General features: G+C 41.6%; 8 protein-coding genes and 1 pseudogene. 8 read left to right on the plus strand and 1 reads right to left on the minus strand.

The genetic code is table 11. The features are described from left to right. The first annotated feature begins 322 nt into the window (after window positions 1-322). From L0M85_RS06725 to gltX, 7 genes are all read left to right on the plus strand, one after another. Complete coding sequence (locus tag L0M85_RS06725; protein WP_238656717.1) at window positions 323-9,043, plus strand: SspB-related isopeptide-forming adhesin; 8,721 nt, start codon at window positions 323-325, stop codon at window positions 9,041-9,043. 168 nt (window positions 9,044-9,211) lie between these two features. After that, on the plus strand, window positions 9,212-10,078 hold the full coding sequence (locus tag L0M85_RS06730) for an ABC transporter permease (RefSeq protein ID WP_006595484.1): 867 nt from the start codon (window positions 9,212-9,214) through the stop codon (window positions 10,076-10,078). Next, window positions 10,075-10,833: an ABC transporter ATP-binding protein gene (locus L0M85_RS06735; protein ID WP_125329249.1), complete on the plus strand. Its 759-nt coding sequence runs from the start codon at window positions 10,075-10,077 to the stop codon at window positions 10,831-10,833. The genes L0M85_RS06730 and L0M85_RS06735 overlap by 4 nt, the downstream gene beginning before the upstream one ends. A 569-nt stretch (window positions 10,834-11,402) precedes the next feature. After that, entirely contained in the window at window positions 11,403-11,891 is a 489-nt protein-coding gene (locus L0M85_RS06740; protein ID WP_048690893.1) for a hypothetical protein, read from the plus strand. A gap of 213 nt (window positions 11,892-12,104) precedes the next feature. After that, complete coding sequence (locus tag L0M85_RS06745; RefSeq protein WP_238656718.1) at window positions 12,105-13,766, plus strand: ribonuclease J; 1,662 nt, start codon at window positions 12,105-12,107, stop codon at window positions 13,764-13,766. A 73-nt stretch (window positions 13,767-13,839) separates the two neighbouring features. After that, a complete protein-coding gene (locus L0M85_RS06750) occupies window positions 13,840-14,622 on the plus strand; it encodes an alpha/beta hydrolase family protein (protein WP_238656719.1) in 783 nt (260 codons plus the stop codon). 97 nt (window positions 14,623-14,719) lie between these two features. Then, window positions 14,720-16,180 carry a glutamate--tRNA ligase gene (gene gltX / locus L0M85_RS06755; RefSeq protein WP_238656720.1) on the plus strand — a complete coding sequence of 487 codons (1,461 nt, stop codon included), beginning with the start codon at window positions 14,720-14,722 and terminating at the stop codon, window positions 16,178-16,180. Between the two features lie 149 nt (window positions 16,181-16,329). On the opposite strand, the pseudogene L0M85_RS06760 reads toward gltX, so the two are convergent. Then, window positions 16,330-16,511, minus strand: a pseudogene (locus L0M85_RS06760) (ISL3 family transposase); the annotation flags it as partial. Window positions 16,512-16,677: 166 nt separating this feature from the next. Here L0M85_RS06760 and L0M85_RS06765 point away from each other — a divergent pair. Continuing rightward, a complete protein-coding gene (locus L0M85_RS06765; protein WP_238656721.1) occupies window positions 16,678-17,577 on the plus strand; it encodes a TDT family transporter in 900 nt (299 codons plus the stop codon). Window positions 17,578-17,584: the final 7 nt, after the last annotated feature.

Here is a 17,584-nt window from a genome sequence, read left to right on the forward strand (position 1 = left end):
CTCGATAATCCAAAGACAATTGAGAGGCTAGGACTTTTGTCCCAGCCTCTTTTTTTTCTTTTGGGCTAAATACCTTAACTTGATAGCCGAATGCTCCATCATCTATAAAAGGAAATCCACCACATTCGAAGATAGTAAAAAATCGTACCAAGTGGGAAATAAAGTGACAATTTTGTGAAAACAATTGCAATATGACTAAGATTATGTAAAAAAAATAGTTAAAATAGCCAAAATTCTATAATTTGTTGACGAAACGCTACTTCTTTGTTACTATTCAATATGTATCAAAGAAAAAATTAATATGAAAAAGGAGATACAACAAATGAAGGAATTGTTTAATAGGCGCCAGCGCTTTTCTTTAAGAAAATATAGCATTGGTGTTTGTTCTGTATTATTAGGGACAGCACTTTTTGCTGTCGGAGCGCCGTCAGTAGCTGCGGATGAAGCTGTTTCTACTTCTCAACCACGTGAAGTGGTCGCAGTATCAAGTCCCCAAGCTGAAGAATCTCAGCCAGCTCCAGCAAGTACCAACGCTGAAGGAGCAGAGGCCCCTAAAGATACTGCTGTGAGCGCTCCAGTTGCTGAAGAAAAAGCAGCTGAAGCTACATCAGCAGCAACTGCAGAAAAAACTGAGGAAGCAAAACCATCTACAGAAGAAGTTGCTAAACCAGAGGCCAATAAGGAAGAAGCAAAACCAGAAGTTGCTGAAGGAGAAACTAAAAAAGAAGAAAAAGCAACTGAAGCTACACCAGTAGCTGAAGCTAAACCAGCTACAGACGAATCAAACAAACCAAAAGTACGTAGTCGTCGTGCTACTACTAACGAAGCTGTATCTGGAGACCACAACTCTAACCCAGTAGCCGTAAGTACTTACTTAAAAGATGGGGAAAAAGTAACTCCAGAAATTAAAGATGCTAACGGTGCAACTGTAAGATCTCAAACGGTACCAGCTGGTTACTCAGCTAAAGAAGGAGATTGGTACACATACGCTATCTGGGATTTAACTAGATTCAATGAACGTTATGGTACAAAATACTATGCTCGTGCCTATAAGAGATTTGATGAATCTACAGATACAACTGTTGATTTAATCGATAAAACGACTGGTACTGTAGTTGAAACAAGAACAATTACTTCCTCTAGTGGTGTTCAAAAATTCACTACTACCACAGCTGCGTCTAATAGTCAATTAACCTTCCAAGTGGATTATAAAGCAGGTACTGCTGAAAAAGGTAAAACTACTCAACCATTTATTCAAAATGGTTATGAAGTTGGAAAGAGTATAACAGATTTAGTGGCTGCTGGACACCAATTGACACCTGCGGAGCAAACACTTTATAATGCGGTTTATAATGCTCGTACTACAACAGATGTTCTAAACGTTGTTGAACCAGCTTACAATGGCCGTACAATTACTGATTCAAACGCTAAAATACCAGAAACAATTAATAAAACAACTTACTATAAAGTAGTTGATAAAAATAACCCTACTTTCAACGCTAATAAAACGGATAAAACTGTTCAAGATTATAAAGAAAATGGTAATGAAGTAGACTTAGCTAGATATACACTTAAAGCTGAAGAAGGACAAAGATTCACAGCATCTGGTGAGCGCCAATTTGATGGATATAAATTGTATCAAAGAGCTAATGCAAATGATCAATCAGGCTTTGTAAATCGTCCTTATACTATCGGTTCTAAATTCATGGATGCGGACCGATACGGTATCAAACGTATCAAAGAAGTTGTTGGAGAAGACGGTTCAGTAGTTATTCGTGTTTACTTATTAGATCCAAGACAACAAAGCAAGCGTTCTGATGGTTCATTAAGTACTGATGGCTATATGTTGCTTGCAGAAACGAAACCTATTAAACCAGGTGAACATAATACACAAGAATTAGTTGTTAAGAAATCACCTCTTAACACTATTGCACATACAGTAACTGATCCAAGAACTGGAGCCAAAACAAACTATCCTAACGGTAGAGAAGTTACATTCGATTTCCAAAAAGCTTCAGGATATACGCCATATAAATCAGTATTCGTACCATTCTTAGGAGACGGGATTGGACACGGTTCAGCTAACGCACAATTAGAACGTGGAGTTGGTGGTATCGGTACAAACGTTGACTTGCTTAACACTTTGACACCGTATAAACAACCGGTCTACTACTATGTCAAACAAGAGCCAGCTGAAGTAACTCCAGAAGTTGAAAAACAATTGGAAGGACGTGTATTAGCAAACGGTGAGTTTACATTCAAACTCAAAGAAGTACAACCAAATAAGTCACTTCCTTCATATGAAGAAACTGTAACGAACAAAGCAGACGGTAAAGCTACATTCAGCAAATTAACATTTAACAAACCAGGTGTACATACTTACACAATCACTGAAATTCCAGGTTCAGATGCAAACGTTGATTACGATGCAATGACTGTTACGATGACAGTTACTGTAACGGAGAATGCTCAAGGTGAATTACAAGCTGCAGTTAAATACAGTGCTGAAGGTGGATTCAAATCAAGTGCTGATGATAAGGTCTTCAACAACTATGTTGTAGCACCAGTTAAGACTAAATTCGACTTTACTAAGAAATTAGCTGGACGTGAGCTTAAAGACGGCGAATTCAAATTCGTTCTTAAAGATGCAAACGGACAAGAAGTTGAAACTGTAACGAACAAAGCAGACGGGACTGTAACATTTACAGAATTATCATTCGACAACTCTAAAGTGGGTATTCACACGTATACTGTAGAAGAAGTTGTTCCTGCAGCTAAAGAAGCTGGTATGGTATACGATACTATGAAAGCTACTATTACTGTAGAAGTTGCTAAAAATGGTCACACATTAACAACAGTAACTAACGTAGTTTCTACTGGTGGGGTAGATGCTAATGGTAACGCTACTGATGGAACAGCGGATAAAGAGTTCAACAACAAGATCACTCCTCCAGAAACGCCTGTATTCCAACCAGAAAAATTCGTCCTTAACAAAGAAAAATTTGATATTACTGGTTCAAAACTCGTTGACGATGATCATGAGTTGACAGATGAGTATACAGAAACAAATGCTAACCCATATGTTGATGATACAAACAACAATGAAGCAGAAAACATCAATACGAAAACTGTTGAACGCGGTGATAAATTAGTTTACCAAGTATGGTTGGACACTAAGAATTTCACTGACAAGAACAACATCCAATCTGTAGGTATCTCTGATACATACGAAGCAAATAAATTGACTGTTAACGCTACTGACATCAAGGCTTATGACAGCGTAACTGGTGAAGATGTAACATCTAAATTTGATATTACAGTAGCTAACGGAGTCATTACAGCTACATCTAAAGCTTCTATGAACAAATCTTTAGGTGATGCAGAAAATACTCAAGTTATCGACACAACTAAATTTGCATTTGGTCGCTACTACAAATTCGATATTCCAGCAACTGTTAAAGCAGACGTTGCAGGTGGAGTAGACATCGAAAACAAAGCCAATCAGATTGTTCACGTTTACAACCCAGTAAGCAAATCTGTAGAAACTCCAGAAAAACCAACTCAAAAACGTGTGAACAGTGTGCCAATCACTGTAGAATTTAACTTCACGAAACGTTTGGAAGGTCGTGAGCTTAAAGTTAACGAATTCAGCTTCGTACTTAAAGATTCAGCTGGCAAAGTAGTTGAAACTGTTAAGAACGATGCGGCAGGAAACGTTAAGTTCTCAGCATTGAAATTCAAAAAAGGTGAAGAAGGAGCTCACAAATATACTGTTGAAGAGGTAGCAGGAACAGACACAACTGTCACTTACGATACAATGAAAGCAGAAGTCACTGTAACAGTATCACACGATGGAACAGCGAAAGCATTGGTTGCTAACGTAACTGAACCAGCTGACAAAGAGTTCAACAATACAGTAACTCCTCCAACAGAACCTAAGTTCCAACCAGAGAAATACGTTGTTTCTGAAGAGAAATACTCAATCACTGAAAACAAACTTCTTGATGATGATGCTGAGTTGACTGATAAATATGGTGAAACAAATACAAATCCATATGTAGATGGAACTTCAAACAACGAAGCAGAAAACATCAATACCAAGACTGTTAACCGCGGAGATAAGATCTACTACCAAGTATGGTTGGATACAACTAAATTCTCAGCAACTAACAAAGAAAACGTTCAATCAGTAGGAATCACTGATGACTTCGATGAAACAAAAGTTGATGTAGATTCTACTAAGATCAAAGCTTACGACTCAGTAACTGGTGACGATGTGACAAACAAATTCGACATCAAGGTTGAAAATGGTGTGATGACTGCAACACTTAAAGCTGGCTTCACGAAGTCATTGGGTGATGCAGAAAATACTCAAATCATTGACACGACTAAATTTGCATTTGAACGTTACTACAAATTTGATATCCCAGCAACTGTTAAAGCAGACGTTGCTGGTGGCGTAGACATCGAAAATACTGCGGCTCAAGTAGTCAACTACTACAACCCAGTAAGCAAGAAAGTTGAAAAACCAAGCAAACCAACTGAAAAACGTGTCAACTCTGTACCAATCTCAGTTGAATTTAACTTCACGAAACGTCTAGAAGGACGTGAATTGAAAGCGAACGAATTCAGCTTCGTATTGAAAGATTCAACTGGTAAAGAAGTTGAATCTGTAACCAACGACAAAGATGGTAATGTGAAGTTCTCAGCTCTTACATTCAAGAAGGGCCAAGAAGGCGTACACAACTACACTGTTGAAGAGGTTGCAGGAACTGATGCTACTGTGACATACGACACAATGAAAGCAACTGTAACCATCACAGTTTCACACAATGGTACAGCTAAAGCTTTAGTAGCTAAACTTGGAGACATCGCTGATAAAGAGTTCAACAACCGTGTAACTCCACCAGAAGAACCTAAGTTCCAACCAGAGAAATACGTTGTTTCTGAAGAGAAATTCGATATCACAGGCGACAAGCTCGTTGATGATGACAAAGAATTGGCAGACAAGTATGCAGATACAAATACCAATCCATATGCGGATGATGCATCAAACAACGAAGCTCAAAACTTGAATACGAAGACTGTTAAACGTGGCGACAAGTTGGTTTACCAAGTATGGTTGGATACAACTCAATTCGACGCAGCTAACAAGGATAACATCCAATCAGTAGGAATCTCAGATGACTATGATGAAGCGAAATTGGACCTTGATGCTACTAAGATTAAAGCTTACGATTCAGTAACTGGCGATGATGTAACAGCTAAATTCGATATCACAGTTGAAGGTGGAGTGATCACTGCAACTCTTAAAGCTGGCTTCACTAAGTCACTTGGCGATGCAGAAAACACTCAAGTTATCGATACAACTAAATTCGCCTTCGGACGTTACTACAAGTTCGACATTCCAACAACAGTGAAAGCTGATGTGGCAGCTGGTGTAGACATCGAAAATACTGCAGCTCAAGTAGTGAACTACTACAACCCAACCACTAAGAAAGTTGAAAAACCAAGCAAACCAACTGAAAAACGTGTCAACAATGTTCCAGTTGAAGTGGAATTCAACTTCACGAAACGTTTGGAAGGTCGTGAACTTCAAGCCAACGAATTCAGCTTCGTTCTTAAGAATGCAGCAGGTGAAGTTGTTGAAACTGTAACGAACGATGCAGCAGGAAACGTTAAGTTCTCAGCCCTTGAATTCAAGAAAGGCCAAGAAGGCGTTCACAACTACACTGTTGAAGAAGTGAAAGGAACAGATGCAACAGTTACTTACGATACGATGAAGGCTGCAGTGAAAGTCACAGTGAAACACGACGGAACAGCTAAAGTTCTGATCGCGAAAGTTGGCGAAATCGTTGATAAAGAGTTCAACAACCGTGTAACACCTCCAACTGAACCTAAGTTCCAACCAGAGAAATACGTTGTTTCTGAAGAGAAATTCGATATCACAGGCGACAAGCTCGTTGATGATGACAAAGAATTGGCAGACAAGTATGCAGATACAAATACCAATCCATATGCGGATGATGCATCAAACAACGAAGCTCAAAACTTGAATACGAAGACTGTTAAACGTGGCGACAAGTTGGTTTACCAAGTATGGTTGGATACAACTAAATTCTCTGAAACTAACAAAGAAAACATCCAATCAGTAGGAATTTCAGATGACTACGATGAAACTAAGTTGGAACTTGATTCTACTAAGATCAAAGCTTACGACTCAGTAACAGGCGATGATGTAACAGATAAATTCGACATCGCAGTTGAAGGTGGAGTGATCACTGCAACTCTTAAAGCTGGCTTCACTAAGTCACTTGGCGATGCAGAAAACACTCAAGTTATCGATACAACTAAATTCGCCTTCGGACGTTACTACAAGTTCGACATTCCAACAACAGTGAAAGCTGATGTGGCAGCTGGTGTAGACATCGAAAATACTGCAGCTCAAGTAGTGAACTACTACAACCCAACCACTAAGAAAGTTGAAAAACCAAGCAAACCAACTGAAAAACGTGTCAACAATGTTCCAGTTGAAGTGGAATTCAACTTCACGAAACGTTTGGAAGGCCGTGAGCTTAAAGCTAACGAATTCAGCTTCGTCCTTAAAGATTCAACAGGTAAGACTCTTGAAACTGTAACGAACGATGCAGCAGGAAACGTTAAGTTCTCAGCTATCGAATTCAAGAAAGAACAAGCTGGTGTTCACAACTACACAGTTGAAGAAGTAGCTGGAACAGACGCAACCGTTACATACGACACCATGAAAGCGAATGTAACAGTAACTGTTTCTCACGATGGAACAGCTAAAGTTCTGATCGCGAAAGTTGGCGACATTGCGGATAAAGAATTTAACAACCGTGTCACTCCACCAGAAGAACCTAAGTTCCAACCAGAGAAATATGTCTTGAATGAAGAGAAATTCTCAATCACTGATAACAAGCTTCTTGATGATGATGCTGAGTTGACTGATAAATATGGAGAAACAAATACAAATCCATATGTAGATCAAGCTAACAACAACGAAGCTCAAAACATCAATACCAAGACTGTTAAACGTGGTCAAAAACTTTACTATCAAGTATGGTTGGATACTACTAAATTTGACGTAGCTAACAAAGATAACGTTCAAACTGTAGGAATCACTGATGACTTTGATGAAACGAAAGTTGATGTAGATGCTTCAGCTATCAAGGCTTACGATTCAGTAACAGGAGCAGACGTAACAGCTAAATTCGATATCACAGTTGAAGGTGGAGTGATCACTGCAACTCTTAAAGCTGGCTTCACTAAGTCACTTGGCGATGCGGACAACACTCAAATCATCGATACAACTAAATTCGAATTTGGACGTTACTACAAGTTTGATATCCCAGCGACTGTTAAAGCAGATGTTGCAGGTGGAGTAGACATCGAAAACACTGCGGCTCAAGTAGTGAACTACTACAACCCAACTTCTAAGACAGTTGAAAAACCAAGTAAACCAACTGAAAAACGTGTCAACAACGTACCGGTTTCAATTGAATTTAACTTTACTAAGAAGTTGGAAGGTCGTGAACTTAAAGCTAACGAATTCAGCTTCGTTCTTAAGAATGCATCAGGTGAAGTTGTTGAAACTGTAAGCAATGATGCATCTGGTAACGTTAAGTTCTCAGCTCTTGAATTCAAGAAGAGCCAAGAAGGAACTCATACTTACACAGTTGAAGAAGTGAAGGGGACTGATGGAACTGTAGCATATGATACGATGAAGGCAACAGTAACTGTGGAAGTTAAACATGACGGAACAGCGAAAGCTCTCATCACTAACGTAACAGATCCAGCAGATAAAGAGTTCAATAACCGTGTAACACCTCCAGAAACTCCAGAGTTCAATCCAGAGAAATACATCTTGAACGCTGAGAAATTCGACCTTACTGGTAAGTCAATCCTTGATGATGATAAAGAGTTGGCAGATAAGGTTGCGGATACAAACGCAAATCCTTACGCTGATAAAGCTGATAATAATGAAGCTCAAAATATCAATACGAAGACACTTAAGAAGGGTGATAAAGTATACTACCAAGTATGGTTGGATACAACTAAGTTCACTGAAGCTCACAATATTCAATCTGTAGGTATAACAGATAAATATGACAGCGAAAACTTAGACGTCAACGTAGCAGAAATTAAAGCATACGACTCTGTAACAGGAGAAGATGTGACAGCTAAATTTGATATCAAGGTTGAAAATGGTGTGATCACTGCAACTTCTAAGACAGACTTGACTAAGTCACTCGGAGATGCAGAAAACACTCCAGTAATCGACACTGCTAAATTTGCATTCGGACGTTACTACAAGTTTGAGATCCCTGCAACTATCAAAGCAACAGCTAAAGATGGTGTAGATATCGAAAACACTGCTTCACAAACTGTTCACCAATACGATCCAACTAAGAAATCTGTTGAAAAACCAGAAAAACCAACAGAAAAACGTGTCGTTAACATCCCAACTAAAGTTGAATTTAACTTCACTAAGAAACTTGAAGGACGTGAGCTAAAAGAAGGTGAATTTAGCTTCGTACTTAAAGATAAAGATGGAAAAGTTATTGAAACAGTTAAGAACGATGCATCAGGAAACATCAAGTTCTCTGCATTAGAGTTCAAACGTGGAGAAGAAGGAACTCACACTTACACAGTGGAAGAGGTTAAAGGTACTGACGCAGGAGTTGAATACGATAAGATGGTAGCTACAGTAACAGTAACAGTTACTAAAGAAGGTAAAGTCTTAACAACAACTTCTCAATTACCGGAAGATACTGAGTTCAACAACAAGGTAATTCCACCGAAACCACCAGTAACACCACCAACACCACCGGTGACACCACCAACACCACCGGTAACACCGCCAACACCACCGGTGACACCGCCAACACCACCGGTAACACCGCCAGCACCAGAACTTCCTTCTACTGGTGAAGACCAATCAGTTTCTGCTGCATTGTTAGGTGCTGCTCTTGGTTTGGTAGGACTTGCTGGTCTTGCAAGACGCAAGAAAAACGAAGACTAAACAAGTGGTAAAAACCAACGATTCGCACTAGGTTCGTAAATGCTTTAGTTTTCCACAAGGAGGCCTCGCTCTAAGGAGTGGGGCCTTTTTGTTATTTCTTGAAAGCATTGAAATCACATCTCGCAATATGATACAATAGAGGATATTTACAATAGTTAGGACAAAGATATGCTTATTTCGATTATTTCACAAGGCTTGATCTGGGCTATTTTGGGGCTAGGAATCTTTATGACCTTCCGTATCTTGGATTTCCCAGATATGACCACAGAGGGTTCCTTTCCATTAGGAGGAGCCGTTGCGGTAACTCTGATTACCAAAGGGGTTCACCCTTTATTAGCCACTCTGGCGGCCATTGGTGCGGGTTGTTTGGCTGGATTGGCTACAGGTCTTCTTTATACCAAAGGAAAGATTCCGACGCTGTTATCGGGGATTTTGGTGATGACTTCCTGTAACTCAGTCATTCTCTTTGTGATGCAACGGGCCAACCTGGGTTTACTCGGATACTCAAAAATCCAAGATATGATTCCCATCGCGAGTGGCGTAAACGAGATTATCATCGGGATCATCTTTGTAACTCTGGTGATTGCCGCTATGCTCTTCTTTTTAGATACTAAATTGGGGCAGGCCTATATTGCGACAGGAGACAATCCTGAGATGGCTAAAAGCTTTGGGATCCATACCAGCCGGATGGAGTTGATGGGGCTAGTAGTTTCTAATGGGATTATTGCCTTGTCAGGTGCCTTGATGGCCCAGCAAGAAGGCTATGCAGATGCTTCTCGAGGGATTGGGGTCATCGTTGTTGGTTTGGCTAGCTTGATCATCGGAGAGGTCCTTTTCTCAAAACTAACCTTAGCAGAACGTTTGCTCAGTATCGTTATTGGATCAATCATTTATCAATTCTTGATTTGGGCTGTGATTGCCATCGGTGTCAATACCAGCTACATTCGCATCTTTAGTGCTATCATCTTGGCGATCTGTCTCATGATTCCAACCTTTAAAGAGAAACTGCTGAAAGGAGTCAAACTCAGCAAATGACCGCAATTGTAGAATTAAAAAATGCCACCATCGTGGTGAACAATGGCTTGAATGAAGAAAAAGTCATTTTGGACAATGTCTCTTTGGAGATTCATGAGCATGACTTTATCACCATTCTTGGGGGCAATGGTGCTGGGAAGTCAACCCTTTTCAATACCTTGGCTGGGACCCTTCCGCTGACCAGTGGTCAAGTCTTGATCAAGGGAGAGGACGTGACGCACTATGGTCCGGAAAAACGGGCCAAATACCTATCCCGGGTCTTCCAAGATCCAAAGATGGGGACGGCTCCTCGTATGACAGTGGCCGAGAATCTCCTGATTGCAAAATTCCGAGGAGAAAAGCGGGGCTTGGTTCCTCGTCGCCTTGCCCAGTACAAAGACGAGTTTAAAGAGGTTTTAAGCCAGATTGGCAATGGATTAGAGAAGCATGTCGATACAGCGGTAGAATTCTTGTCTGGTGGACAACGTCAGGCTCTGAGTCTGTTGATGGCTACCCTGAAGCGCCCAGAACTCTTGCTCTTGGATGAGCATACAGCTGCGCTCGATCCCAAGACGAGTCAGGCCTTGATGGAGCTGACGGCTCGATTTGTCAAAACGGATCGACTGACTGCCTTGATGATTACCCACCATATGGAAGATGCCCTCAAGTACGGGAATCGCTTGATTGTCATGAAGGATGGAAAGATTATCCAGGACTTGAACCAAGAGGAAAAGGCTAAGATGGACCTGTCTGATTACTACCGTTTCTTTGAGTAAATTTAGAAACTAGTTTCAGCGTGTAATCGCTTGCAATACCAATATTAAAGGAGTATACTATAGGTGAAGATAAGGGAGAAGGGGTTGATACCAATGCCTTATAGATTCATACATTAGGTTACTTCGTTTTAGGTCTGTCTTCGCTGACACTTGTTCGTGCTCTTTATGAAAAGAGCCTTAACGTCGGAAATGTTAAATCGGTTGAGCCGTCAAGTAAGTCTGCTTAACTTACTAAATGACATTGAAATACGTGTAAATAGTAGTGGAAGCTTTAGATGGTTTTCGAACTTCGGTATGCTCAACTGAGTGCTTTGTAACAAAACTGAAAGAGAAATTGCAAAGAAAACCACTGGTATGTGAAAACGTACCATGAAAAGAAATGAAAATCATAACTGTTGTTTTCGTTAGCCTAAATGGTTAATCGCCTCTTGTCAGTGAAGCAGACCAGACCTCTAGTCCCGTAAGACTGGAGGTCTTTTTGTCTGTCATGCTAGAAAGTTGAGGTGAGGTCAGTGGGATTGCCATACGCACATGAATATAGCTGTCGAGATCACTTTAAAGAAAGAGCAATGGAACGATTTGGGGTCGATAAAGAGCAGTTGAAACGCTGGGTCAATCAACATGTGCCCTCGCTTCATCATTTTGATAGCAGTTTTGATCAACGGCCCGATACGGAAGCCTATGTAGCAGAGGACGGTGTCGTCTTTGTGTGTGATCTGAAGAAGCGAGAATTTATTACTTGCTTCCAAGCGGTCAATTTGACGGTGGATGAAGAGCAGAAGGAAGTCTGTCAAGATATTCATCGTGAGAATGTGCTCGCCTATAAACATAGCCAAAGCAAGCTCCTGAATCGCTACCGTTTGAAAGAGGCGAAAGAGTTACTGGCCAATATTGAAGAGCATGTTGATCGGTTTTATAGTTTGTCCCAAACCCTCAAGAAAGGGGCTCTCAGCGATCGGAATTACCACCACCTAGAAGAACTGTTAAATGAATTTCATGTGATCAAGGCGGCGATACGGGTGATTGAGAATAAGAAAAATGACTATCATACGGACTAGCGTCTCTTTAGCAAGCTGACATTCTATGCTGTCGTCTTGGGTTTTGATAAGGGTTCCTCCATCAAATGATGGAGGGCTTTTGTTTGGTCTGACTTTTGAAAAAATCGTGAAAAAATAGTATAATGTTCTAGATATGCAAGAAAATTGCAAAACTGTAATTCGACTTGGTGAGCCAAGGACCGTAAGTATGAACCATCACATAAAGGAGAAAACATGAGTAACATTAAGTTGATTACTTTAGGTGGAGTCCGTGAAAACGGGAAAAACCTCTACATAGCTGAAGTAAATGGCTCTATTTTTGTTTTGGATGCTGGTCTCAAGTATCCAGAAAATGAGCAACTAGGGGTCGATGTCGTTATTCCCAACATGGACTACCTCTTTGAGAATAGCGATCGTATCGCAGGAGTCTTTTTAACGCACGGGCATGCGGATGCCATTGGAGCCCTTCCCTATCTTTTAGCGGAGGCTAAAGTTCCCGTATTTGGGTCAGAGTTGACCATCGAGTTGGCCAAACTCTTTGTCAAGAGCAATGACAGTGTCAAGAAGTTCAATGATTTCCATGTAATCGATGCCAACTCAGAGATTGATTTTGGAGGAACCGTTGTTTCCTTCTTCCAGACAACCCACTCTATTCCAGAAAGTTTAGGAATTGTCATCAAGACTTCTGAAGGAAGTATCGTCTATACAGGAGACTTCAAGTTTGACCAGACAGCGAGTGAGTTTTATGCGACTGACTTTGCTCGTTTGGCAGAGATTGGACAAGAAGGCGTCCTCGCTCTCTTGAGTGACTCTGCCAATGCCGATAGTAAGATTCAAGTGGCTAGTGAGCAAGAGGTTGGGGATGAAATCCTAGATACGATTGCTGACTGGGATGGCCGTATCATTGTAGCCGCTGTTGCAAGTAACCTATCACGGATCCAGCAAGTCTTTGACGCAGCTGCAGAGACAGGGCGCCGGGTTGTCTTGACTGGATTTGACGTAGAAAATATTGTCCGTACAGGGATTCGTTTAAATAAACTGTCTTTGGCCAACGAAAAAATATTGATCAAGCCAAAAGAAATGTCTCGTTTTGAGGATCATGAATTGATTATTCTTGAAACGGGGCGGATGGGTGAACCCATCAATGGACTCCGTAAAATGTCCATTGGCCGTCACCGCTATGTTGAAATCAAGGATGGTGACTTGGTCTATATCGTAACAACTCCATCTATCGCCAAAGAAGCGGTTATGGCACGTGTAGAAAACATGGTCTATCAAGCAGGCGGAGTCGTAAAAGCGATTACTCAAAGCTTGCGTGTATCAGGACACGGAAATGCGCGTGATCTTCAATTGATGATCAACCTCCTTCGTCCCAACTATCTGTTCCCAATCCAAGGGGAATACCGCGAATTAGATGCCCATGCACGGCTTGCGATGGAAGTGGGGATTTTGCCTGAAAATATCTTCATTCCGAAAAAAGGCACCATCATGGAATATGACAATGGTGACTTCGTTCCTGCAGGTAGCGTCTCTGCTGGAGATGTCTTGATTGATGGGAATGCCATTGGGGATGTCGGAAATGTCGTGCTCCGTGACCGGAAAGTCCTTTCAGAAGACGGTATCTTTATTGTGGCTATTACGGTTAACCGTCGTGAAAAACGCATTATCTCGAAGGCAAAAGTTCACACTCGTGGCTTTATCTATGTGAAGAAGAGTCGCGATATCTTGCGAGAAAGTGCTGAGATTGTCAACCAAAGTGTGGAAGAATACTTAGCTCAGGACAGCTTCGATTGGGGTGAGCTCAAGGGTGCTGTTCGTGATAGTTTGGCTAAGTACCTCTTTGACCAGACCAAACGTCGACCAGCTATCTTGCCAGTAATCATGGAAGTACGCTAGGATAAACATAAGAGGAAAAGTCGACCGTCGGCTTTTTCTTGTCAAAGAAGAAAGAAAAGGTGAGGAAAGATAGATGGCAGTAATGCAGATTGAATATTATTCAGAAGCGCTCGCGATGGAGTGGGGGATCAACGTCCTCTATCCAGATGCGTCTCGGGTGAAAAATCCGGATGATCAAGATATCCCGGTCCTCTATCTCCTTCATGGGATGAATGGCAATCAGTACTCCTGGTTGAAACGGACCAATGTAGAACGGATCCTACGGTCGACCAATTTGATTGTCGTTTTGCCTAATACCAATAATGGTTGGTATACAGATACACAGTATGGTTATCCCTATTACACAGCCATCGCAGAGGAATTGCCTAAGACCTTAGCACGTTTCTTCCCAAATATGACCAAGAAGCGGGAGAAGACCTTTATTGCTGGTCTATCGATGGGGGGCTATGGATCTTTTAAACTGGCCCTTCAAACCAATCGATTCTCGCATGCTGCTAGCTTTTCTGGTGCTCTTAGCTTTGAGGGACGTCAACTGGCAGACACCGATCTTGGAAGTGCAGCTTATTGGCAAGGGGTCTTTGGAGAGCTAGAAGATTGGACGACGAGTCCTTACTCCCTGGAAAGCATTGCTGAGAAGTACGCAGATAAAAAGACGGTCTTATGGGCTTGGTGTGGCGAGCAGGATGCTCTGTATGAGGCTAACAATACAGCTGTGGATCATCTGAAGGACCTCGGTTTTGATATCACCTACAGCCATGGACCAGGAAAACATGAATGGTTTTATTGGGAGCGGGAGTTAGAGCATTTCTTAGCAACCCTGCCAATCGATTTTGAACTAGAAGAACGACTCGATTAGGAAGCTACTCATGCAGAGATGTGCTATAATAGAGTGAAAAGTGCTGGGACAGTTAGAAGAGAAGCCCAGAATCAATGAACAATTAGGAGAAACATACGTGACTAAAGATATTCGTGTGCGTTATGCACCAAGTCCAACCGGACTACTACACATCGGAAATGCTCGTACAGCATTGTTTAACTACTTGTATGCGCGCCACCATGGTGGAACCTTTATCATCCGTATCGAAGATACGGACCGTAAGCGCCACGTCGAAGACGGCGAACGTTCCCAGCTGGAAAACCTTCGTTGGTTGGGTATGGACTGGGATGAAAGTCCAGAGACGCATGAGAACTACCGCCAGTCTGAACGTTTGGAACTCTATCAAAAATATATTGACCAACTCTTGGCTGAAGGAAAAGCCTACAAGTCTTATGTGACAGAAGAAGAGTTGGCAGCAGAGCGTGAACGCCAGGAAGCAGCTGGTGAAACACCTCGCTACATCAACGAATACCTTGGTATGAGCGAAGAAGAAAAAGCTGCTTATATCGCAGAACGCGAAGCAGCGGGAATCATCCCTACGGTTCGTTTAGCAGTTAATGAGTCTGGTATTTACAAATGGCATGATATGGTCAAAGGCGATATTGAGTTTGAAGGTGGTAATATCGGTGGTGACTGGGTTATCCAAAAGAAAGATGGTTACCCAACTTACAACTTCGCCGTTGTGATCGATGACCATGACATGCAAATTTCTCACGTCATCCGTGGAGATGACCACATTGCCAATACACCAAAACAGCTCATGGTTTATGAGGCTCTTGGATGGGAAGCTCCAGAGTTCGGTCACATGACCTTGATCATCAACTCTGAAACTGGTAAGAAGTTGTCTAAACGGGACACTAACACTCTTCAATTTATCGAAGATTACCGGAAGAAAGGGTACCTTCCAGAAGCAGTCTTTAACTTTATCGCTCTTCTTGGTTGGAACCCTGGTGGGGAAGACGAAATCTTTTCTCGCGAAGAACTCATCAAGCTCTTTGATGAAAACCGCCTTAGCAAGTCTCCAGCAGCCTTCGACCAGAAGAAAATGGACTGGATGAGCAATGAGTATATCAAGAATGCGGATCTTGCGACCATCTTTGAAATGGCCAAACCATTCCTCGAAGCAGCAGGACGCTTGACAGACAAGGCTGAAAAATTGGTGGAACTCTATAAACCACAAATGAAGTCAGTGGATGAAATCGTTCCATTGACAGACCTTTTCTTCTCAGACTTCCCAGAATTGACAGAAGCTGAGCAAGAAGTCATGGCTGGTGAAACGGTTCCGACTGTACTTGAAGCCTTCAAAGCAAAACTCGAAGCCATGTCAGACGATGAGTTTGTGGTAGAAAATATCTTCCCACAAATCAAAGCGGTCCAAAAGGAAACTGGTATCAAAGGGAAAAATCTCTTCATGCCAATCCGTATCGCTGTTTCTGGGGAAATGCATGGTCCTGAATTGCCAGATACCATTTACTTGCTTGGACGTGAAAAATCCATCCAACACATTGAGAAAATGTTGGCAGAAATTGCAAAATAGGAATACATTTATTCTCATTTAAGAATGTTGACAGAAGCTTATAGATTGCATTCTAAAGAAGTAAGCGTCAAGATTGCTACTCTAAAATCTCAGAGGGTGGTTAGAGAAGGACTCTGGGTCTTTTGTCAGCTATAATGAGTGACGAAACGTTACACCTTGGAGAGGATCGAATTGATTCTCTCCTTTTTGATGTTTAAAACGATAAAAATTCTAGTTTTAAAGTGGTCAATGTTCTGGAAAGCAACAGTATTTTGCTTGATGCCTTTGATGAGGTTATTGGTAGCTTTCAGTTTTACATTTGAGTAGGAGAGTTCTATGTGTTAATGATCTTTAGAGATTTATGGGACTTATTTACAGCAAAATAACTCCATAATTCCTTATATACTAGAGTAATTAAAGAATTTTTAAAGAGAAGTAGCTCTTTTGTCTACTTCTTTTTGATATGCTTCCTTCTCTTTTATGGTATACTGAAAGCGATAAAATGATTGGAGATCAAGATGAAAAAGATTCCTTTAGCATTTTCAGGCTGCCTGTTAGGTTTAGCAGGGGCTGGAAACCTTCTGTCTGATACCTTCCCAGTTCTGGCTCATTTCTTCAGTTTGACGGGTTTGATCCTATGGGTTTTCTTTTTATGTCACCATCTGATCTACTGGCGAGAAACCAAGATTGAACTACAAGAACCGGCCCTTCTGTCTGGGATGGCGACCTTTCCCATGGCTGGGATGATTCTATCGACTTATCTCTTACGATTATTTCCGACATTTGGAGGACTCGCCCAGGCAGTTTGGTGGACTGCCTTCCTCTTAGATTGTGGCTTGATTTTCTACTTTACCAAGACTCATATATTGGCAAAACCAAGAGCCAATGCCACCCCTAGTTGGACCGTCCTTTATGTGGGGATTGCTGTTGCTGCCTTGACCTACCCAGTGGTAGGAGTGGTTGGGCTGGCCTATCTGACTCTCGGATTTGGCTTTGTCTTAACCTTGATTCTTTACCCCTTGATCTACCAGGGGTTGAAAACCACCCCTTTACCGAGCCACTTATTGGGACAAGAAGGGATTTATTGTGCCCCCTTTTCTCTTCTGTTAGCGGCCCTGGTTCGTGTGGGTGGAGCCGGTCTACCTGTTTGGCTGTTATACACCATGGTCGGACTCTCTCAAGCTTTTTATTTCTTCGTTTTAACGCGTCTACCTAGAATGATAAAAGAGGGCTTTCAACCAGCCTTTTCAGCTTTAACCTTCCCAACGGTCATCACAGCTACTTCCCTGAAAATGGCCCAAGGCCTATTGCACAGTTCTCTGTTAAGGCCTCTTGTCTGGTTAGAAACCATTCTGTGTCTAGCCATTCTTGTGTCCGTGCTTATAGGCTTTGTGATTTACATAAAAGGGGATAACTAGCATTCCA

Source organism: Streptococcus sp. DFI.7.26 (assembly GCF_022240605.1).
Taxonomy (GTDB): Bacteria; Bacillota; Bacilli; order Lactobacillales; family Streptococcaceae; genus Streptococcus; species Streptococcus xiaochunlingii.

Bases quoted from the DNA above. Each gene is read 5' to 3' on its own strand.
- L0M85_RS06745 (WP_238656718.1), top strand. From the start codon at position 12,105: ATGAGTAACATTAAGTTGATTACTTTAGGTGGAGTCCGTGAAAACGGG.
- L0M85_RS06735 (WP_125329249.1), top strand. From the start codon at position 10,075: ATGACCGCAATTGTAGAATTAAAAAATGCCACCATCGTGGTGAACAAT.
- L0M85_RS06730 (WP_006595484.1), top strand. From the start codon at position 9,212: ATGCTTATTTCGATTATTTCACAAGGCTTGATCTGGGCTATTTTGGGG.
- L0M85_RS06750 (WP_238656719.1), top strand. From the start codon at position 13,840: ATGGCAGTAATGCAGATTGAATATTATTCAGAAGCGCTCGCGATGGAG.
- L0M85_RS06740 (WP_048690893.1), top strand. From the start codon at position 11,403: ATGGAACGATTTGGGGTCGATAAAGAGCAGTTGAAACGCTGGGTCAAT.
- L0M85_RS06725 (WP_238656717.1), top strand. From the start codon at position 323: ATGAAGGAATTGTTTAATAGGCGCCAGCGCTTTTCTTTAAGAAAATAT.
- L0M85_RS06765 (WP_238656721.1), top strand. From the start codon at position 16,678: ATGAAAAAGATTCCTTTAGCATTTTCAGGCTGCCTGTTAGGTTTAGCA.